17 protein-coding genes are annotated in these 15,366 nt (G+C 67.8%); 12 read left to right on the top strand and 5 right to left on the bottom strand.

Annotated elements, in window-relative coordinates:
• Positions 1-113 precede the first annotated feature (113 nt).
• Positions 114-533, top strand: coding sequence for a DUF6326 family protein (locus tag RHODO2019_RS18260; protein WP_265384931.1), 420 nt, complete (start codon positions 114-116; stop codon positions 531-533).
• Positions 534-649: 116 nt separating this feature from the next.
• Here the strand turns inward: RHODO2019_RS18260 and RHODO2019_RS18255 are convergent, their stop codons facing one another.
• Positions 650-1,078, bottom strand: coding sequence for a nitroreductase family deazaflavin-dependent oxidoreductase (locus RHODO2019_RS18255; RefSeq protein ID WP_265385031.1), 429 nt, complete (start codon positions 1,076-1,078; stop codon positions 650-652).
• A gap of 328 nt (positions 1,079-1,406) precedes the next feature.
• On the opposite strand from RHODO2019_RS18255, the gene RHODO2019_RS18250 reads away from it, so the two are divergent.
• From RHODO2019_RS18250 to RHODO2019_RS18235, 4 genes are all read left to right on the top strand, one after another.
• On the top strand, positions 1,407-1,850 hold the full coding sequence (locus tag RHODO2019_RS18250) for a VOC family protein (protein ID WP_265384930.1): 444 nt from the start codon (positions 1,407-1,409) through the stop codon (positions 1,848-1,850).
• Positions 1,851-1,905: 55 nt separating this feature from the next.
• Positions 1,906-2,154, top strand: a complete 249-nt coding sequence (locus RHODO2019_RS18245) for a type II toxin-antitoxin system Phd/YefM family antitoxin (protein WP_265384929.1) — start codon at positions 1,906-1,908, stop codon at positions 2,152-2,154.
• Positions 2,151-2,411, top strand: coding sequence for a type II toxin-antitoxin system RelE family toxin (locus tag RHODO2019_RS18240; RefSeq protein WP_265384928.1), 261 nt, complete (start codon positions 2,151-2,153; stop codon positions 2,409-2,411). The genes RHODO2019_RS18245 and RHODO2019_RS18240 overlap by 4 nt, the downstream gene beginning before the upstream one ends.
• Positions 2,412-2,938: 527 nt before the next feature.
• Positions 2,939-3,577: a class I SAM-dependent methyltransferase gene (locus RHODO2019_RS18235; RefSeq protein ID WP_265384927.1), complete on the top strand. Its 639-nt coding sequence runs from the start codon at positions 2,939-2,941 to the stop codon at positions 3,575-3,577.
• A 186-nt stretch (positions 3,578-3,763) separates the two neighbouring features.
• Here the strand turns inward: RHODO2019_RS18235 and RHODO2019_RS18230 are convergent, their stop codons facing one another.
• From RHODO2019_RS18230 to RHODO2019_RS18220, 3 genes are read right to left on the bottom strand one after another with little or no spacing between them, the layout of a single operon-like run.
• Positions 3,764-4,480: a maleylpyruvate isomerase family mycothiol-dependent enzyme gene (locus tag RHODO2019_RS18230; protein WP_265384926.1), complete on the bottom strand. Its 717-nt coding sequence runs from the start codon at positions 4,478-4,480 to the stop codon at positions 3,764-3,766.
• The gene (locus RHODO2019_RS18225; protein ID WP_265384925.1) at positions 4,477-5,313 is read right to left on the bottom strand and encodes a fumarylacetoacetate hydrolase family protein; all 837 of its coding nucleotides are present in this window, start codon (positions 5,311-5,313) and stop codon (positions 4,477-4,479) included. Before RHODO2019_RS18225 ends, RHODO2019_RS18230 begins: the two co-directional genes overlap by 4 nt.
• Entirely contained in the window at positions 5,310-6,437 is a 1,128-nt protein-coding gene (locus RHODO2019_RS18220; protein WP_265384924.1) for a cupin domain-containing protein, read from the bottom strand. Before RHODO2019_RS18220 ends, RHODO2019_RS18225 begins: the two co-directional genes overlap by 4 nt.
• A gap of 66 nt (positions 6,438-6,503) precedes the next feature.
• Here RHODO2019_RS18220 and RHODO2019_RS18215 point away from each other — a divergent pair, with 66 nt between their 5' ends.
• Positions 6,504-7,235, top strand: a complete 732-nt coding sequence (locus tag RHODO2019_RS18215) for an IclR family transcriptional regulator (RefSeq protein ID WP_265384923.1) — start codon at positions 6,504-6,506, stop codon at positions 7,233-7,235.
• An 8-nt stretch (positions 7,236-7,243) separates the two neighbouring features.
• Here RHODO2019_RS18215 and RHODO2019_RS18210 read toward each other — a convergent pair whose 3' ends face one another.
• Positions 7,244-7,951, bottom strand: a complete 708-nt coding sequence (locus RHODO2019_RS18210) for an IclR family transcriptional regulator (RefSeq protein WP_435532250.1) — start codon at positions 7,949-7,951, stop codon at positions 7,244-7,246.
• Between the two features lie 345 nt (positions 7,952-8,296).
• Between RHODO2019_RS18210 and RHODO2019_RS18205 the strand changes: the two genes are divergently transcribed.
• From RHODO2019_RS18205 to RHODO2019_RS18180, 6 genes are all read left to right on the top strand, one after another.
• Positions 8,297-9,523, top strand: coding sequence for a flavin-dependent oxidoreductase (locus RHODO2019_RS18205; RefSeq protein WP_265384921.1), 1,227 nt, complete (start codon positions 8,297-8,299; stop codon positions 9,521-9,523).
• A gap of 128 nt (positions 9,524-9,651) precedes the next feature.
• Complete coding sequence (locus tag RHODO2019_RS18200; protein ID WP_265384920.1) at positions 9,652-10,662, top strand: ABC transporter substrate-binding protein; 1,011 nt, start codon at positions 9,652-9,654, stop codon at positions 10,660-10,662.
• Between the two features lie 184 nt (positions 10,663-10,846).
• Positions 10,847-11,686 (top strand): ABC transporter permease, encoded by an 840-nt coding sequence (locus RHODO2019_RS18195; RefSeq protein WP_265385029.1) that lies wholly within the window; start codon positions 10,847-10,849, stop codon positions 11,684-11,686.
• Positions 11,683-12,453, top strand: a complete 771-nt coding sequence (locus RHODO2019_RS18190) for an ABC transporter permease (RefSeq protein ID WP_265385028.1) — start codon at positions 11,683-11,685, stop codon at positions 12,451-12,453. The genes RHODO2019_RS18195 and RHODO2019_RS18190 overlap by 4 nt, the downstream gene beginning before the upstream one ends.
• 36 nt (positions 12,454-12,489) lie before the next feature.
• On the top strand, positions 12,490-13,299 hold the full coding sequence (locus RHODO2019_RS18185) for an ABC transporter ATP-binding protein (protein ID WP_265385027.1): 810 nt from the start codon (positions 12,490-12,492) through the stop codon (positions 13,297-13,299).
• A gap of 88 nt (positions 13,300-13,387) precedes the next feature.
• Positions 13,388-15,355, top strand: a complete 1,968-nt coding sequence (locus tag RHODO2019_RS18180; protein WP_265385026.1) for a flavin-containing monooxygenase — start codon at positions 13,388-13,390, stop codon at positions 15,353-15,355.
• Positions 15,356-15,366: the final 11 nt, after the last annotated feature.

The raw sequence follows: 15,366 nt of genomic DNA, 5'->3' as shown, positions 1-15,366 counted from the left end.
GACGTGACCTCACGACCCCGACCTGCGGCCATACTCGGCCCGGACCTTCGGCCAGGCCAGACGTAGCCCCGGGACCGGGTTCAACCAGGACCGGCCACGCGAGACTCGTGGCCATGACCGACCACCTCCACGACCACCGTCCGGACGTGAAGATCGTGCTCAGCGGACTGTGGGTCACGGTGCTCTTCGTCTTCGCCTACGTCGACATCTTCTCCTTCTGGCGCGCCGACGTCATCCGCGGGTCGCTGCAGGGCCGGGTACCCGACGCCGGCCCGGTGATCGACCAAGGCTTCCTCGCCGCGGCCACCGCCTACGTCGTGGTGCCCAGCCTGATGATCGTCGTCTCGCTGCTCGCGCCGGCCCGGATCAACCGGCCGACCAACATCACGGTCTCCCTGCTCTACGCAGTCTCGGTCGGGGCCCTCACGATCCACGAGAGCTGGATCTACTACCTCATCGGCAGCCTCCTCGAGGTGACCCTGCTCCTCACCGTCGCCCGAACCTCGTGGGCATGGCCACGGCACGACACCTGAACCCCACCTGACACACACCCGACCTGACCTGATCCCGCCGACCGACCAGCGGCTGGACGCCGCCGCTGACCGTCGACGACGGAATCCGGGGTGCAGGGAGTCCAGGACCCGATCGGTCAGCGACCTGGCTCGACGTCGATCGCGACCATGGGCAGGTCCGTCCCGCGACCGTCGATGTGGGTTCCGAGGGTTTGCTCGAGCACCGGTCTGAACTTGGCCCAGGAGCGCGGGTGGGCGTCGGCGTAACGTCCGAGCGAGACGGTGGCGGCTCCGTCGTCGAGACGGCGAGCGACCGCCGCGACAGGTGCGCGGCTGCCGAGATACACCCGTACGTGCGGATTGGCCTCCACGTTGCGGAACCACTGGGCCCGGCGACCAAAACCTGCGACCACGACGCAGCAGCCCGGGCTGGGACGGTCAACGACCTCCAGCACGACATAGCGACGCAGCCCCGACCTCCTCCCGACGTGCTCGATCATCAACAACCGGGAACCGAACACCGCACCGAGCCTGGCCCGGAACAGCCAGATCGGCGCGCGGACCATCCATCGAACGCGCAGGACGGCCGCACCCACCCGGGCAACCAGACTCCGACGCTCCACGAGCACAATCAACACCGCTGCGGACCTCGGGCGCATCTGCCGTTGGTCCCGAGCAACACCCAGCGCGCGTCTACAACACGCCGGCCGGACAGCCCCATCACCGCCTGCACCGGTAGTGGAACCCGAACCGGAGCAGGACCGGCGGTCTGAGGACGCTTCCGCGTCCGTCCGGCAGGGGATCCTCTTTCGGACTGCACCAGCTCGGCGCCGCCTGCCGCGGTCGGTCCAGAGCGCGACGGTGTTGTCCTTGCTCGTCTGTACGTTGCGGGCCATGACGGTCCGCGAGGTTCAGATCACCTTCGATTGCGACGACCCGGCTGCGCTGGCGGGTTTCTGGTGTGAGGTGCTCGGCTACGAGGTGCAGTCCCCACCGGCGGGCTTCGCCAGCTGGGAGGCGGCCCTCGACGCCTGGGGAGTCCCGTCCGAGGAGCGCAACAGCCGCTCGGCCGCCCTCCCGCCTGCGGGCGAGTCCGGCCCGCGCGTGTTCTTCCAGAAGGTGCTGGAGGGCAAGTCCGTCAAGAACCGGTTGCACCTGGACGTGCGGATCGCCCCGGGAGCCGCGGGCGATGTTCGGATGGCGGCCTTGGAGGCCGAGGCCACCCGCCTCTCGGGCCGTGGCGCGCTTCGGGTCCGTCGGGTGGATCCCGACGGTCGCATGGAGACCGGGTTCATCGTGATGCAGGATCCCGAGGGCAACGAGTTCTGCCTCGACTGACGATCGGCAACTGACGTGCTTGTACGATTCGGCGGGTCGGTCGTACAGTTTGGGCATGGCCACGATGAGCATCAGCGACGCCCGGGACCACCTGCCTGACGCGATGGAGACTGCCCGTACCGAAGCCGTGTTCGTGGAGCGTCGAGGCCGCCTGGCTGGGGTGCTGGTGAGTCCCGAACGGTACGAGCAGCTGATGACGGCCCTCGAAGAGGTGGAAGACGTGGCGGCGTTCGACGCGGCGATGGCCGAGGAGGGGCCGAATATCCCGTGGGAGCAGGTCAAGGCTGACCTCGGCTGGGAGTGAGCGCCTACCGAATAGAGCTGCGTCCGGCCGCGGCCCGCGCACTTCGCAAGCTCGATCCCCAGGCTCGACGACGCGTGCAGGGCGCCATCGCGCTCCTCGCCCAGGATCCGCGACCACCGGGCGCACGCGCCCTGCAGGGGCGCCCGGGTCTTCGTGTGCGGGTAGGTGACTACCGCATCGTCTACACCGTGGAGGACGACGTTCTGCTGGTGGTCGTCGTGCGGCTCGGGCATCGACGCGACGTCTACGAGCAGTAGTCACGACGCGTCCGGTAGCGGAACGCCGACCGGTCGTCGATCCGCCCAAGGCTCTTGCTGTGAGAGGGACCAGGGCGGAGGGTACGTCCGTGGCCAGGAAGAGATGGACCGAGCTCGATCCTCGCGTTCGCCAGCTGCTCGTGGTGGGAGGAGCCGTCGAAGGTGTGCTGAAGGTCGCCGCGCTCGTCGACCTCTACCGGCGCCCTGCTAATGAGGTCAGGGGTTCGAAGTGGCGGTGGGCAACGGTGATCACGTTGGTGAACGCCGTGGGCGCCGTACCCGCCATCTACTTCCGCTACGGACGCCGCAGGTAGCGGTTAGCAAATGTCTCTGACGTCCCGCAGGGGATCGGCCAGCGGGGCACCTTGCACGCCGCAGCGCGGCGGGAACTCACCACGGGAACAGCCGCGTGTCGAGGCGCGGGGACCAGACAACGCGCCGGGCCGCTGACGATCGCGCCGCGGTCGAGGGTGTCAGGCCAGCCGCCGCCCGCGCACGGCCGGCCGAGCTGACCCGATACTGGGTCCATGAGCCGTGAGCACGACCACGCCCACCCAGTCTTCGCCCAGGTCTACCGGCTCGTCGCTGCAGCCGGGGAACGTGGCGGCTACGGCCAGCTGCGCGCATCGGTCCTGGCCGACGCGAGCGGGCGGCTGCTGATCCTGGGTCTCGGGCCCGGCCACGACCTCACCCATCTGCCGCCCGCGGTGACGTCGGTAGTCGCCGTCGAGCCCGACCCTTCCATGCGTGCGCTCGCCCGCGGGCGGGTGGCGGCCTGTCCGGTGCCGGTGACGGTGCTCTCCGCGGACGCCCACGACCTGCCGCTAATCGACGGCTCCATCGACGCGGTCCTCTGCGCCTGCGTGCTCTGTTCGGTCGCGCAACCGCGTCGAGCGCTGGCGGAGCTTCGGCGGGTCCTGGTTCCCGGCGGTCGGCTGCTGCTGCTCGAGCACATCGCCGCCCCGCCGGGGCACTGGGTCGGCCGGCTCCAACAGCTGCTGGAGCCGATGTGGGGACGTGCCGCCGGGGGTTGCTCGATCCGCCGAGACACCAAGGGCGCCGTCGTGGCCGCGGGGTTCGACGCCACCGCAGTGCGCACCGCCATGATCTGGCCGAACGTGCCACCGGTCGCCCCGACCGTCTTGGGAACAGCCCTCAACCGATGAACAAGAGCGGTGTCCGGCGGGGGATCCCTCTCCGTCGGGGAGGTTGAACCGCCTGAGACCTGCCCCCACCCTCTCTCCGAGATGAGTAGGGCTGAGATTCCGATACACCGTCGGACGCTTGTCGTGGCCCGTCACCACGTAGCTCTCCTGGGCCCGTGACGCTCCGGTTCTTCGACGGCCCTGACGCTAGATCCAGGCGGGAATTGTCGGCAGGTCCTGACCAAGGCCATGCTCGAGAGAGCCGGGTCCCCGCCCTGAGAGCCAGCAGGCGAGACTGTTCACGTCTCCGGTCACCGTCACCTGCGTGCCGGCGCCGTCGGTGGCGCCCGCGGGATGACCTTCTGCGGTGACGAGGCGAAGTTGAGGTCCGTCCCGTCGTTTGGAGCGGAGCGCACAGATCTCGGTGACGAGCCTGCTGCAGAAGTCCAGGGGCAGGTCGGCGAAAACGAGACCGGTGTGAAGGTCCACGACGTGGATGCACACCTCGCGGGCCCTCAACCAGATGATCTCGCTCGCAGGCACCGTCCGGCCTTGGGCGGTGACGACCTCGTTCCGCCAGTGCGGTTCCTCGAGCTCGGCGACGTCCGTTGCCAGGCTGGCCGCGCTTTCCTGGACGAACTGTCTGAGTTGAGCCGGCTCCCAGGCTGCTCCCTCGGCGATTTCCGCCGCCCGCTGCTCCTTCGAGGCGTACATGGGTGTCGTGTCCCCCGATGCCGCCCAGTGAAGGAGGCGCCGCAGTGCCTCGGCGTTGAACCCGATGTGAGCCAGCAACTGGCGACGCGACCAGCCCGGGAGCGCCGACCGTGCACCCAGCTCATCGTCTGTCAGGCGGTCAACAGCTTGCAGGAGCAAGGTCGTGTAGTCCTCGACCCACCCCAGGGTGACGTCGTGCTGCGTGGTCACCGCGCCGCAACCGCCCGCACGACGTTGACGAGCCTGCCTAGGCCAGCGATCTCGGTGACGAGGCTGGCGCCATCGCTGAGGTAACGCGGGGGCTTGCGCGCGTGCCCCACTCCCCCTGGGGTGCCGGTGGCGATGATGTCCCCCGGGTTCAACGTGAGGACGCTCGAAATGTAGGTAACCAGCGCAACGGGGTCGAAGACGAGATCGTCGGTGTTGGCGTGCTGCACCCTCTCGCCATCTACCTCGCAGCTCATGGACAGCGCGGGCCGCACCCCGCCTTCTAGATCGTCCGGGGTCACGAGTACTGGCCCCACCGGCGTCGTCGCCTCGAACGTCTTGCCCTGCAACCACTGGGTGGTCCGGTACTGCCAGTCGCGCATCGTGACGTCGTTCACGACGGTGAAACCGGCGATGGCCGCCGCCGCCGATGCCTCGTCCGCGTGGCGCACGCTCCGGCCGATGACGACGCCGAGCTCCGCCTCCCAGTCGACGGCCTGGGACTCGGCGGGCAGGGCAATGTCGTCGTGCGCCCCAATGAGAGCTTCGGGGTACTTGGCGAACAACGTCGGGTACGTCGGGAGATCGCGCCCCATCTCCAGGATGTGCGTGCGGTAGTTCAGACCCACGCAGATGATCTTTCCGGGAGCGGTGACGAGCGAGGCGAACTCGACGTCCGCTGCGGGGCTCCGCGGACCGTCAGCGGTCGCTGCCTGAGCCCAGTCCGGTCCACGCAGGAGCTCACCCACGTCGCTCACGCCCAAGTCGACGATCTCCTCGTCCTCGACTCGGACGGCACGAGTGCCCTTGTCAGTCCGGACAGTAGCGAGCCTCACGAGTGCGTTCCTTCCACCTGCACGCGGTACTGGTGCAGTCGTTCGAAGATGGGGGTGTCGCTGAAGCGGAACAAGTCGAGCCCGGACTCCGCGCTGATCGTCAGCGGCTGCCAGGACGGAACCACGAAGAGGTCACCACGCGTCAGCTGCCACTCCTGGTCGCCGACACGCGCGGTTCCCGTCCCCTCGAAGACCTGCCACACCGAGGAGCCGACCTCCCGCCTCGTCGCACTCGTTGCGCCGTCTCGGAACCGGTGGAACTCAGCCCGGAGGGTCGGCATGACGTCCTCACCTGTGCCGGGGTGGCTGAAACGCACCGCGGCGTGACCCGGCTCGAGTACCCCTGGCGCGCCCTCAGTTTCGAGTGCGAGCTGCTCGCGGAGTGCGGCGTCGGTGTGCTCCCACCGGTAGGCCATGAGCGGCGAGTGCGGCTGGGACCGGTTCCCAGCCTGTGACACCGGGGTGAGACCGGGGTGGCCCCACAGCCGTTCCCCCCGGGAGATGCGAGGTGTCTCCGTTGTCGAGACCTGTTCGGACCCAAACTCGAAAAAGGCGCTGTCGGTGCCGTGCACGAAGGGTATGTCGAGGCCGTCGAGCCAGGCCATCGGTTCGGTGGCCACGTTGTGGTGGCCGTGCCACCGCCAGCCGGGGGTCAGCAGGAAGTCGCCGCGACGCATCGCGACGGGGTCGCCGTCGACGACCGTCCACACGCCCTCACCCTCGATGACGAAGCGGAAGGCGTTCTGCGTGTGGCGGTGCTCCGGGGCCACCTCGTCGGGGCGCAGGTACTGGATGGCGGCCCAGAGGGTCGGGGTCGCGAAGGGGCGCCCGCCCAACCCGGGATTGGCCAGGGCGATCGCCCGGCGCTCACCTCCGCGTCCCACGGGGACGAGGTCACCCGCCCGTTCCGCCAACGGGAGCATTGATCCCCAGTGCCAGAGGTGCGGGACGGCACTCGGCTGCGGGCTGAGTGGCATGAGGTCACCGATCTCGGTCCACAGAGGAACGAGCAGCTCCCTCTCGAAGCCGCGGTACAGGTCGTCGAGCTCTGGGGTCGCCGGCGGCTGCGTCGGCGAGTCCACGGCGGTCAGCCGGACAGGTGACGTGGGTGTCTCCAAGGACATGGCAGCACTCCTTTCGCTTCCGCGGACGCTAGTGTCGTTCTGCTGAGCGATCTAGGGAGTTCTGACGTGAAGAACAAGCCGGTGTACGCCATCGCGTCGGTTGACCATGCGCTGCACCTGGCGCAGCTGCTGCAGCAGGAGGGGGCACTGTCGGTCTCGGAGGCCGCAGAGCTGGTCGGGGTGGCGAGGTCCACTGCGCACCGGCTGCTCGCGATGTTGGTGTATCGCGACCTGGCGACCCAGGGCGACGATCGCAGGTACTTCCCCGGCCCGGTGCTGGGGCCCGCGTCAGCGGCGCCCTCGATGCGACTACGCAAAGCCGCACTGCCTCACATGCACGCCCTCGTGGCCCGAGTGAACGAGACGGTGAGCCTGCAGGTCCGGGTCGGCGTGGACGTGCGGTTCCTCGAGTCGGTCGAGTGTGACCGCATGCTCCGGGTCGGAGACCGTTCCGGAAAGGTCCTGCCCGCGCACTGCGTGGCCGGCGGGAAGGTACTCCTGGCCTTCCTGTCCCACGACGAGCTCAACGAGCTCTACGGCGAGGTAGAGCTGGACATCGAACGCCTGCGCAAGCATCTCGCTCTCGCACGGAGGCACGGGTTCGCCGTCAACGACCAGGAGACCGAGGCCGGGGTTACCGCAGTGGGGGTGGCCGTTCTGGGGCAGGACGGCTGCCCCCTCGGCGCCCTCTCCCTGGCCGTCCCGTCTGCCCGGTTCGACCGCCAAAGCTTGTCCACGTACACGGCGGTGCTGCAGGGAGCCTGCGCCGCGGTCTCCAGGGACCTCGCCGCACCCTGAGGAAGCGCTCAGCGGAGGTCTGCGCCGATGGCTTCCGCTGCCTCGCCTATGGAAGCCACGAGCAGGGGGAGGTCACCCGCTGCTAGATGCGCGCTGGGCATGGACACCGCGAGGGCTGCGACCGCCCGTTCACGCGCGTCCCGGATCACCACGGCTACCGCCGTCAGCCCTCTGGTGCTCTCGCTTCTGTTCAGGGCGTACCCCTGCTCCCGGACAGCCTGCAGCTCAGATTCCAGTGCGCAGAACAGCGTGATCGTCTCCTCTGTCAGGCGTGGGAGTCCGTCGGGGTAGAGCGCCTTCACGTCCTCGAAGGGCAGCTCGGCAAGGAGCGCCTTACCCCCCGACGTCGTACTCGCCGGCAGCAGCTGGCCGATGCGCAGACCCACCCTCACCGGGTGCTCGCCCTCGACTCCATCGACGAACCGCGCGCCAGGCCCCTCGAGGACCAGCAGGTGCACAGTCTCGCCAACCGCCGCAGACAGCCTTTCGACGTGGCGGCGAGATTTGCGGCGCACCTCGAGGTCGCCGACGGCCGCCAGGCCCAGCTCGAAAAAGACCCGGCCGGGCCGGTAGGCCCGAGTGGCTCGGTCCTGGGTGACGAAGTCGTACTGGACAAGAGTGGCGAGCAACCGGTGGGCGGTGGACCTTCCCACCCCCAGCTCGTCACTCACATCGGTCACCCGAACGGATCGGCGGTCCTTGAGCAGGAGCAACACCCGCAGAGCGTTCGCCGCTGAGCCGATACCAGTTGCCGCAGCGCCTTCGCCCATCGTCCGTCCTCTTCTGCAGAAGCGTGGTGGGAGAGGCCGGGACGGGGTTCCCTCGCCGGCCGACGCCAGGCTCAGCGTCCTGGACCGTGGATAACGTCGCATCGTTGATGTCTTTACGCCACGCGTTCCGCAGAACAGAAATGACTCCTGGAGACGTTCCGCACGACGCTACGCTCGTTCGACCTGAGCGTTTGGCAGGCAAGGAAGCGACACGGCTCGTCGACGCGCGTACAGCAGGCCTTCGGCGGCCAATCACCACCGCACGGCCCACGTGGCCGCCGAAGGAGAACCATGGACAACGTCGTCATCATCGGCGCCGGCATCGGTGGGCTGACCTTGGCTCTCGAGCTGCACGCGGTCGGCATCCCCTGCCGCGTCTATGAGGGGGTCGCCGAAATCGCGCCGGTGGGGGTCGGCATCAACGTCCTCCCCCACGCCTCGCGGGCTTTGACACGCCTCGGACTTGAAGCGGAGCTGTCCTCCGTCGCGGTCCTCACGGAGGAGTCCGCGTTCTACAACCGCTTCGGTCAGCTGATCTATCGGCAGCCAGCAGGCCTGGCGGCTGGCTACGAAGTGCCTCAGTACTCCATCCATCGAGGCGACCTCCAGGGAGTGCTCCTCGCCGCCGTCCTCGACCGTCTCGGTGCCGACAGCGTCGTCACCGGCTGGCGGTGCACCGGCGCCACCCAGGACGACGAGAGCGCCGTGGCGCACTTCATCGACCCTGACGGCGATGCCCTGCCACCGCAGCGAGGTCGCGCCGTCGTCGGCTGCGACGGCATCCACTCCGCGATACGGAAGATGCTGCACCCCGACGAGGGCGCACCCCGGTACTCCGGTGTCAACATGTGGCGCGGGGTCACCGTCGCCGAACCCTTCCTCACCGGTGCGTCGATGGTGCGTGCGGGGTGGCTGACGACCGGCAAACTCGTCGTCTACCCGATCCGCAACAACGTCGATACCCAGGGTCGGCAGCTGGTCAACTGGGTAGCGGAGATTGAAACTCCCCAGCACCACCGCCGAGACTGGAACCGCACGGGCCGGCTCGAGGACTTCATCGCCGCCTTCGACGACTGGCACTTCGACTGGCTCGACGTCCCGGCGCTGATGCGGTCCTCCGAAGTCGTCCTGGAGTACCCGATGGTCGACCAAGACCCCCTGGACCGCTGGAGCTTCGGTCGGCTCACGGTGTTGGGCGACGCCGCACACCCCATGGTGCCCCGCGGCTCGAACGGGGCCGGACAGTCGATCCTGGACGCACGCATCCTGGCCCAACAGCTGCTGGACTCACCGCCGCACTCCACCGCCGAAGCTCTCACGGCGTACGAACATGAGCGCCTGCCGGTCACTGCCCAAATCGTCACGACCAACCGGACGAACCCCCCGGACGCCATCTTGCGCGAGGTGTACGAGCGGACGGGCGATCAGCCGTTCGCCGACATCAACGACGTCATCTCCCACGAGGAGATGCGTCGCATCATCGGCGGCTACGAGACGCTCGCGGGGTACGCCCGCTGAGCCGGCGCACCCTCAGGACGGTCCTCGAGCCGACGGCGCCCGGGGCCGCGTTTCACGATGTTCTACCTGCCAGAACACGTCGCCAAATGATTCCGACTAGCGGCGATGTGTGGTTCTCTCCCCCTCACTTGACCATCGACGACAGGACAGCAATGCGCCGGATACGCACGACTCGGAGGATCGCCACCGCCGTCCTCGCCGTCAGCACGCTGCTGCTCGCGGGCTGCGGCGGTGGTGGTGGGTCGGCGGCGCAGCCCGCTGCGGACGGCACGGTGGCGATTAACGTGGGCGAGACCCCGGGCATCCCGCAGCTGTTCATGCAGTTCGGTGTCGACAAGGGCTTTTACAAAGACGAAGGCCTTAACGTCACCGTCACCCCCATCCCTGGCGGTTCCCAGCAGGTTACAAGCGTCCTGTCCGGTGCGACCGACCTGACGGGCAACGACGTGGTCACCTGGGTCAACGCCCGCGCCCAAGGGCTCCCGTTGAGCCTCGTGGGACCGGGTAGCGCCGCCACAGCAGATCCCAAGGCCGACTTCTCCACCGTCCAGGTGCCCGCCGACTCTCCGATCAAGAAGCCCGGCGACCTCGCAGGTAAGACCATCGCGGTCAACAACCTCAACAACATCGGGACCATCACCATCCGGGGCGCCCTCGACAAGGCAGGGATCGACTCCTCGCAGGTCAAGTTCGTGGAGGTCGGTTTCCCGGACATGCTTGCCGCCCTGGCGAAGCAGTCGGTCGATGCGATCTGGATTATCGAGCCCTTCAGCAGCATCGGCCTGGCCAAGGGCAACCGGGCCATCATGTACCCCTACGCGGAGTACGACCCGAGCATGCAGATCGGCCTCATCGCCACCTCGACCAAGTGGGCGGCCGCGAACCCTGATGCCGTGACGAAGTTCCAAAAAGCGCACACCCGGACCGCCGACTACGTCGCCAAGAACCCTGACGAGTTCAAGGCGGCCCTAGCAAAGCTGCAGGGCGTCCCGGCAGAGAAGGTCGCCGGGGTCTCGCTACCGGTGTGGAACCAGAACGTTGACTTCGGATCCATGCAGCAGGTCGCCGAGAGCATGGTCAAGTACGGCATCCTGACCGCAGTGCCCAATATCAAGGACAACGTGCTCCCCGGCGCCTGAGGGCCCGCTCAACGCACAGTTCGCTCGACCGCCCTCTGGTGCCTGTCCGTGCGTCCGCACGGACAGGCACCAGGGGCGCTGTGCGTCACCAAGTCTTGTTGCGCGGCGCCCTTGATATTCCTCCTGACAGAATCGCGTTCCCTGCTTGTTCCGTAGGAGGGGTCATGGGTGTTCACTGCGTCACATGGCTCTCATCACCAACCTCGCCTCAGGGCAACGGGCGGGGTTTGCCCGCGGGTCGAAGACGCCGTGGCTGCTCCCGGCGGCCGCGGTCCGCGGAGGGCTCGGTGTCCTCGCCGCTCTGATTCTCCTGGAAGCGGCGAGCCGCAGCGGGCTCCTGCCGGCGCAGTACTTCCCCCCGGTCTCCTTGACCTTCCTGCAGCTACTGCACGAGCTCACGCAGGCGACACTCTGGGTGGCGGTCGGCCAGACCATGGCGGGCTGGGCCGCGGGCCTGCTCCTCGCGGTGGTTGTGGCCGTCCCGGCTGGTTTGCTGATCGGCTCGGTCAAGCCCCTCTTCCATGCTTCCCGCATCGTCGTGGAGTTCCTCCGGCCGATCCCCTCGGTGGCCCTGGTGCCCTTGGCCGTGCTGGTCTTCGGGGCCGGCCTGGAAATGAAGGTCTTCCTTGTGGTCTTCGCCTGCACGTGGCCGCTGCTCTTCCAGACCATGTACGGCGTTCGTGACGTTGACCCGACGGTCCTCGCCACGGCTCGCGTCTACGGGCTGCCTGCCCACGCACGGTTTGTGAAGGTGGTCCTGCCCAGCGCCATGCCCTACATCGCCACCGGCTTGCGCATCAGTGCGGCGATCGGGCTCATCCTGGCGGTGACGGCGGAGATCGTCGTCGGTGCGCCGGGGATTGGTCGCCTCATCTTGGACGCCCAGTCGGTCAACGCCACGACCACGATGTACGCCCTGGTCGCTGTCACCGGCCTTCTGGGGCTGCTGATCAACCTCCTCGTCCGCCTCGTCGAGAAGCGCGTGCTGGCGTGGCACGTCTCGGTCCGCGGGGTCACCCTGTGAGCCGCCTGCGGATCATCTCCCTCGAGCTGATCGGGCCGGTCGCGGTCCTGCTCGCCTGGTTCCTCATCACGCAGTCCTCGCACTCGTTCTACCTCGCCACGCTCGGCGACATCTGGAAGGCCCTGCGGGTGAACTGGCTGCCCGGTGGCCTCGTCAACAACGGGCTCCCCAGCCTGTACCGGTTCCTGATCGGGTACGGATTGGCGTGCCTGCTCGGCGCTGCGGGCGGACTGCTCATCGGGCTCAACCGCTGGCTCGCCGACGCTCTCGACCCGATTGTGCAGTTCCTTCGGGCACTGCCGGCGCCGGTCCTCATCCCCTTCGGCATCCTCGTCCTCGGTATTGGCGACGGGATGAAGATCGCCATCATCGCTTTTGGTGCCGTGTGGCCGGTTCTGCTTAACACGATCGACGGCGTTCGTTCGGTCGATCCCACACTGCTCGACACCGCACGGGCCTACCAGATGCCCGTCTCGGCACGGGTCCGGCGCGTCATCGTGCCCGCCACCCTGCCGCAGGTCTTCGCCGGCATGCGTACCTCGCTGTCGATCGCACTAGCCCTGATGGTCATCAGCGAGATGCTGGCCAGCACCGACGGTATCGGCTACTTCGTACTGCTCAGCCAGCGCCAGTTCCAGATTCCGGCGATGTGGTCGGGCATCGTCGTGATCGGCGTCCTCGGGTTCGTCTTCAACATCTTGTTCCTGGCCGCGGAGCGACGGGCCCTTCGGTGGCACGCCGGCCTGCGCGGCCATATCGATGCATGACCCACGACGCTTGACCCACGACTACGGAGACTCACGATGCTGGAAGTCCACAACCTGTCCAAGTCCTACGGGCACGGCGCCGGGGCCACCACCGCAGTTGGCGACGTCTCGTTCACCATCGAAGCCGGGTCCTTCACCTGCCTCGTCGGCCCATCAGGATGCGGCAAGACGACCCTGCTGCGCTGCCTGTCCGGCCTGCTCGAGCCCACGTCCGGGACCGTCCTGTTCGACGGCCAGCCGGTCACCGGGCCCCCTGAGAAGATGGCCTTCGTCTTCCAGGACTACAGCCGTTCCCTCATGCCCTGGATGACGGTACGACACAACGTGGAGCTTCCCCTCCGGTACCGCAGCATGGACAAAAAGGAACGGGCGGCGGTCACCGACGAGGCGCTGGCGGCGGTACGACTAACCGCGGCGGCCGAGAAGTACCCCTGGCAGCTCTCCGGTGGCATGCAGCAGCGCGTCGCCATCGCCCGGGCGCTGGCCTATCGGCCCGAGGTGCTGCTCATGGACGAACCCTTCGCCTCCGTCGACGCCCAGACCCGCAGCGAGCTCGAAGACCTCATGCTGGACCTCTGGTCCACCTATGGCATGACGGTGCTGCTCGTCACGCACGACATCGACGAGGCCGTCTACCTTGCAGACCGGGTCCTCGCCCTCAGCACGTCCCCATCGCGAGTCACCGGCGAGTTTCACATCGACCTGGCGCGTCCGCGGAACCAGATCAACACCAAGGACCTCCCGGCGTTCGCGCACCTGCGGACCGACGTCCTCAAGCTGATCCAGAACTCCTCGTCAACAGCACAGCACGCCCCGGCTCCGGCCGCGGTCGCAGGCCACGCCTGAGGCTCCAGCGGCACGGCCGGCAGCGTGAACGCCGACCGCTGCTGCCCGCACGCTCTGCGCCGAACCGCCCCCTGCCCTCTCGGCCTGGGTGGGGTGCACCCGTGAAGACGACAGCGAGGAAACACCCATGGCCATGAACAGTGCGGCGGCACCGATCAACGACGAGCGCACCCTGGAGCGCGCGCTCCAGGACGCCGAGCTCGTACCCCTCATGGCCACCCTGGCCTACGTCACCGGAGACCTGAGCCTGGTCGCGCCCGAGCTCCAGCCTCCCCGGCGGGGCAAGAACGCTCTGATCGCGCCTCAAGGGGGCATGCCCGCCGATCTGCAGGCTCTCTGTCGTGCACGCGCCCTGACCGCGCTGCGCCGCTTCCGCGACGGCGGGTCGGTCGTGGCCGACGAGCCCACACCGGAGACCCTGCGCGCGATCGTGCAGTACGTGACGGGAGAGCTTGCCGAGGGCTACGAAGACCTCGCGCTGCAGGAGCTGGGGATCACGACAGCCGACCAGGAGGGGCGCCGCTGGACGAAACCGGCGGTGGCACCCGACGTTGAGCTGTCCGTCGTCGTGGTCGGTGCCGGAATGTCCGGCCTCGCCGCCGCCCACAAGCTCCACGAGGCTGGCATCCCCTTCACCGTGCTGGAACGCAACGCGGACGTGGGGGGCGTGTGGCTCGAGAACGACTACCCCGGCTGCCGACTCGACACGAACAACTTCGCCTACAGCTACTCCTTCGCCCAGAAGGACGACTGGCCCCAGCAGTACTCAAGGCAGCCGGACATCCGGGGCTACTTCCACCGCATCGCCACCGACTTCGACCTCCGCCCACACATACGGTTCGGCGTGGAGGTAACGGCACTGAAGTTCAACGAGACGGACTGCTCCTGGTCGGTCTCCACACGCGGTCCCGACGGACAGGCGTCAGAGCTACGCTGCCAGTCCGTCATCAGCGCCGTAGGACAACTGAACCAGCCCTCCTACCCCTCAATCCCCGGCCGAGACCACTTCCGCGGACCCTCCTTCCACACCGCCCGCTGGGATCACGACGTCGACCTCGCTGGTCTCCGCGTGGGAGTGGTCGGCTCCGGCGCAAGCGCCTACCAGGTCATCCCCAGCATCGCCGACGAGGTCGCCGAACTGCGCATCTTTCAGCGGACACCCCCCTGGGCCCTGCCCGCACCCAGCTACCACGACGACATCGCCGACGGGCTCAAATATCTCTTCCAGCACGTGCCCCAGTACCACCGGTGGTTCCGCTTCTACCAGTTCTGGATCGCAGTCGAGGGCATGCGGGACTTCGCCGTGGTCGACCCCGAGTGGAAGGGCGCCGGCGCAGTCTCTGCGGCCAATGACTCCCTACGCTCGGTCCTCACCGACCACATCCGCAACCAGTACCTGCACCGGCCGGACCTGCTGGACAAGGTCCTGCCGGCCTACCCGCCCTACGGAAAGCGGATGCTCCGGGACAACGGAGTCTGGGCCCAAACGCTCCACAAGGAGCACGTGATGTTGGTGACCGACGGGATCGAGGAGGTCACCGAGAGCGGAATCCGGACCACCGACGGAGTGGAGCACGAGCTCGACGTCATCATCTGGGGAACGGGCTTCTCAGCGTCGAACTTCCTCGCGTCCATGTCGGTGACCGGTCGCGGCGGTGCTGACCTGCACGAGACATGGGCTGGTGACGCACGGGCCTACCTGGGGATCACCGTGCCCGGGTTCCCAAACCTGTTCTGCCTGTACGGACCGAACACCAACCTGGTCCTCAACGGCAGCATCGTCATGTTCTCCGAGCTGGCAATGAACTACGTCCTAGAGTGCTTGCACCTACTGCTCACAACAGGCCACCGGGCCATGGATGTCCAAGCCCCGGTCTTCGAGGCCTACAACCAGAGGGTCGACGAGGCGAATCAGCTGATGGCCTGGGGCGCCCCCGGCGTCACCAACTGGTACAAGAACGCGACAGGCCGGGTCTCGCAAAACTGGCCGCACTCAACCCTGGACTACTGGGACATGACCCGGCGGCCGAACGCATCGGACTACGAGTTCCTGTAACGGCGACCCCG

Origin of the sequence: Rhodococcus antarcticus, from assembly GCF_026153295.1 — a bacterium.
In the GTDB taxonomy this organism is placed as follows: domain Bacteria; phylum Actinomycetota; class Actinomycetes; order Mycobacteriales; family Mycobacteriaceae; genus Rhodococcus_D; species Rhodococcus_D antarcticus.
Note: the sequence above shows the minus strand (reverse complement) of the source record. Positions and strands in the feature narration are given on the sequence as shown.

Bases quoted from the DNA above. Each gene is read 5' to 3' on its own strand.
- RHODO2019_RS18260 (WP_265384931.1), top strand. From the start codon at position 114: ATGACCGACCACCTCCACGACCACCGTCCGGACGTGAAGATCGTGCTC.
- RHODO2019_RS18255 (WP_265385031.1), bottom strand. From the start codon at position 1,078: ATGGTCCGCGCGCCGATCTGGCTGTTCCGGGCCAGGCTCGGTGCGGTG.
- RHODO2019_RS18250 (WP_265384930.1), top strand. From the start codon at position 1,407: ATGACGGTCCGCGAGGTTCAGATCACCTTCGATTGCGACGACCCGGCT.
- RHODO2019_RS18245 (WP_265384929.1), top strand. From the start codon at position 1,906: ATGGCCACGATGAGCATCAGCGACGCCCGGGACCACCTGCCTGACGCG.
- RHODO2019_RS18235 (WP_265384927.1), top strand. From the start codon at position 2,939: ATGAGCCGTGAGCACGACCACGCCCACCCAGTCTTCGCCCAGGTCTAC.
- RHODO2019_RS18220 (WP_265384924.1), bottom strand. From the start codon at position 6,437: ATGTCCTTGGAGACACCCACGTCACCTGTCCGGCTGACCGCCGTGGAC.
- RHODO2019_RS18205 (WP_265384921.1), top strand. From the start codon at position 8,297: ATGGACAACGTCGTCATCATCGGCGCCGGCATCGGTGGGCTGACCTTG.
- RHODO2019_RS18195 (WP_265385029.1), top strand. From the start codon at position 10,847: ATGGCTCTCATCACCAACCTCGCCTCAGGGCAACGGGCGGGGTTTGCC.
- RHODO2019_RS18185 (WP_265385027.1), top strand. From the start codon at position 12,490: ATGCTGGAAGTCCACAACCTGTCCAAGTCCTACGGGCACGGCGCCGGG.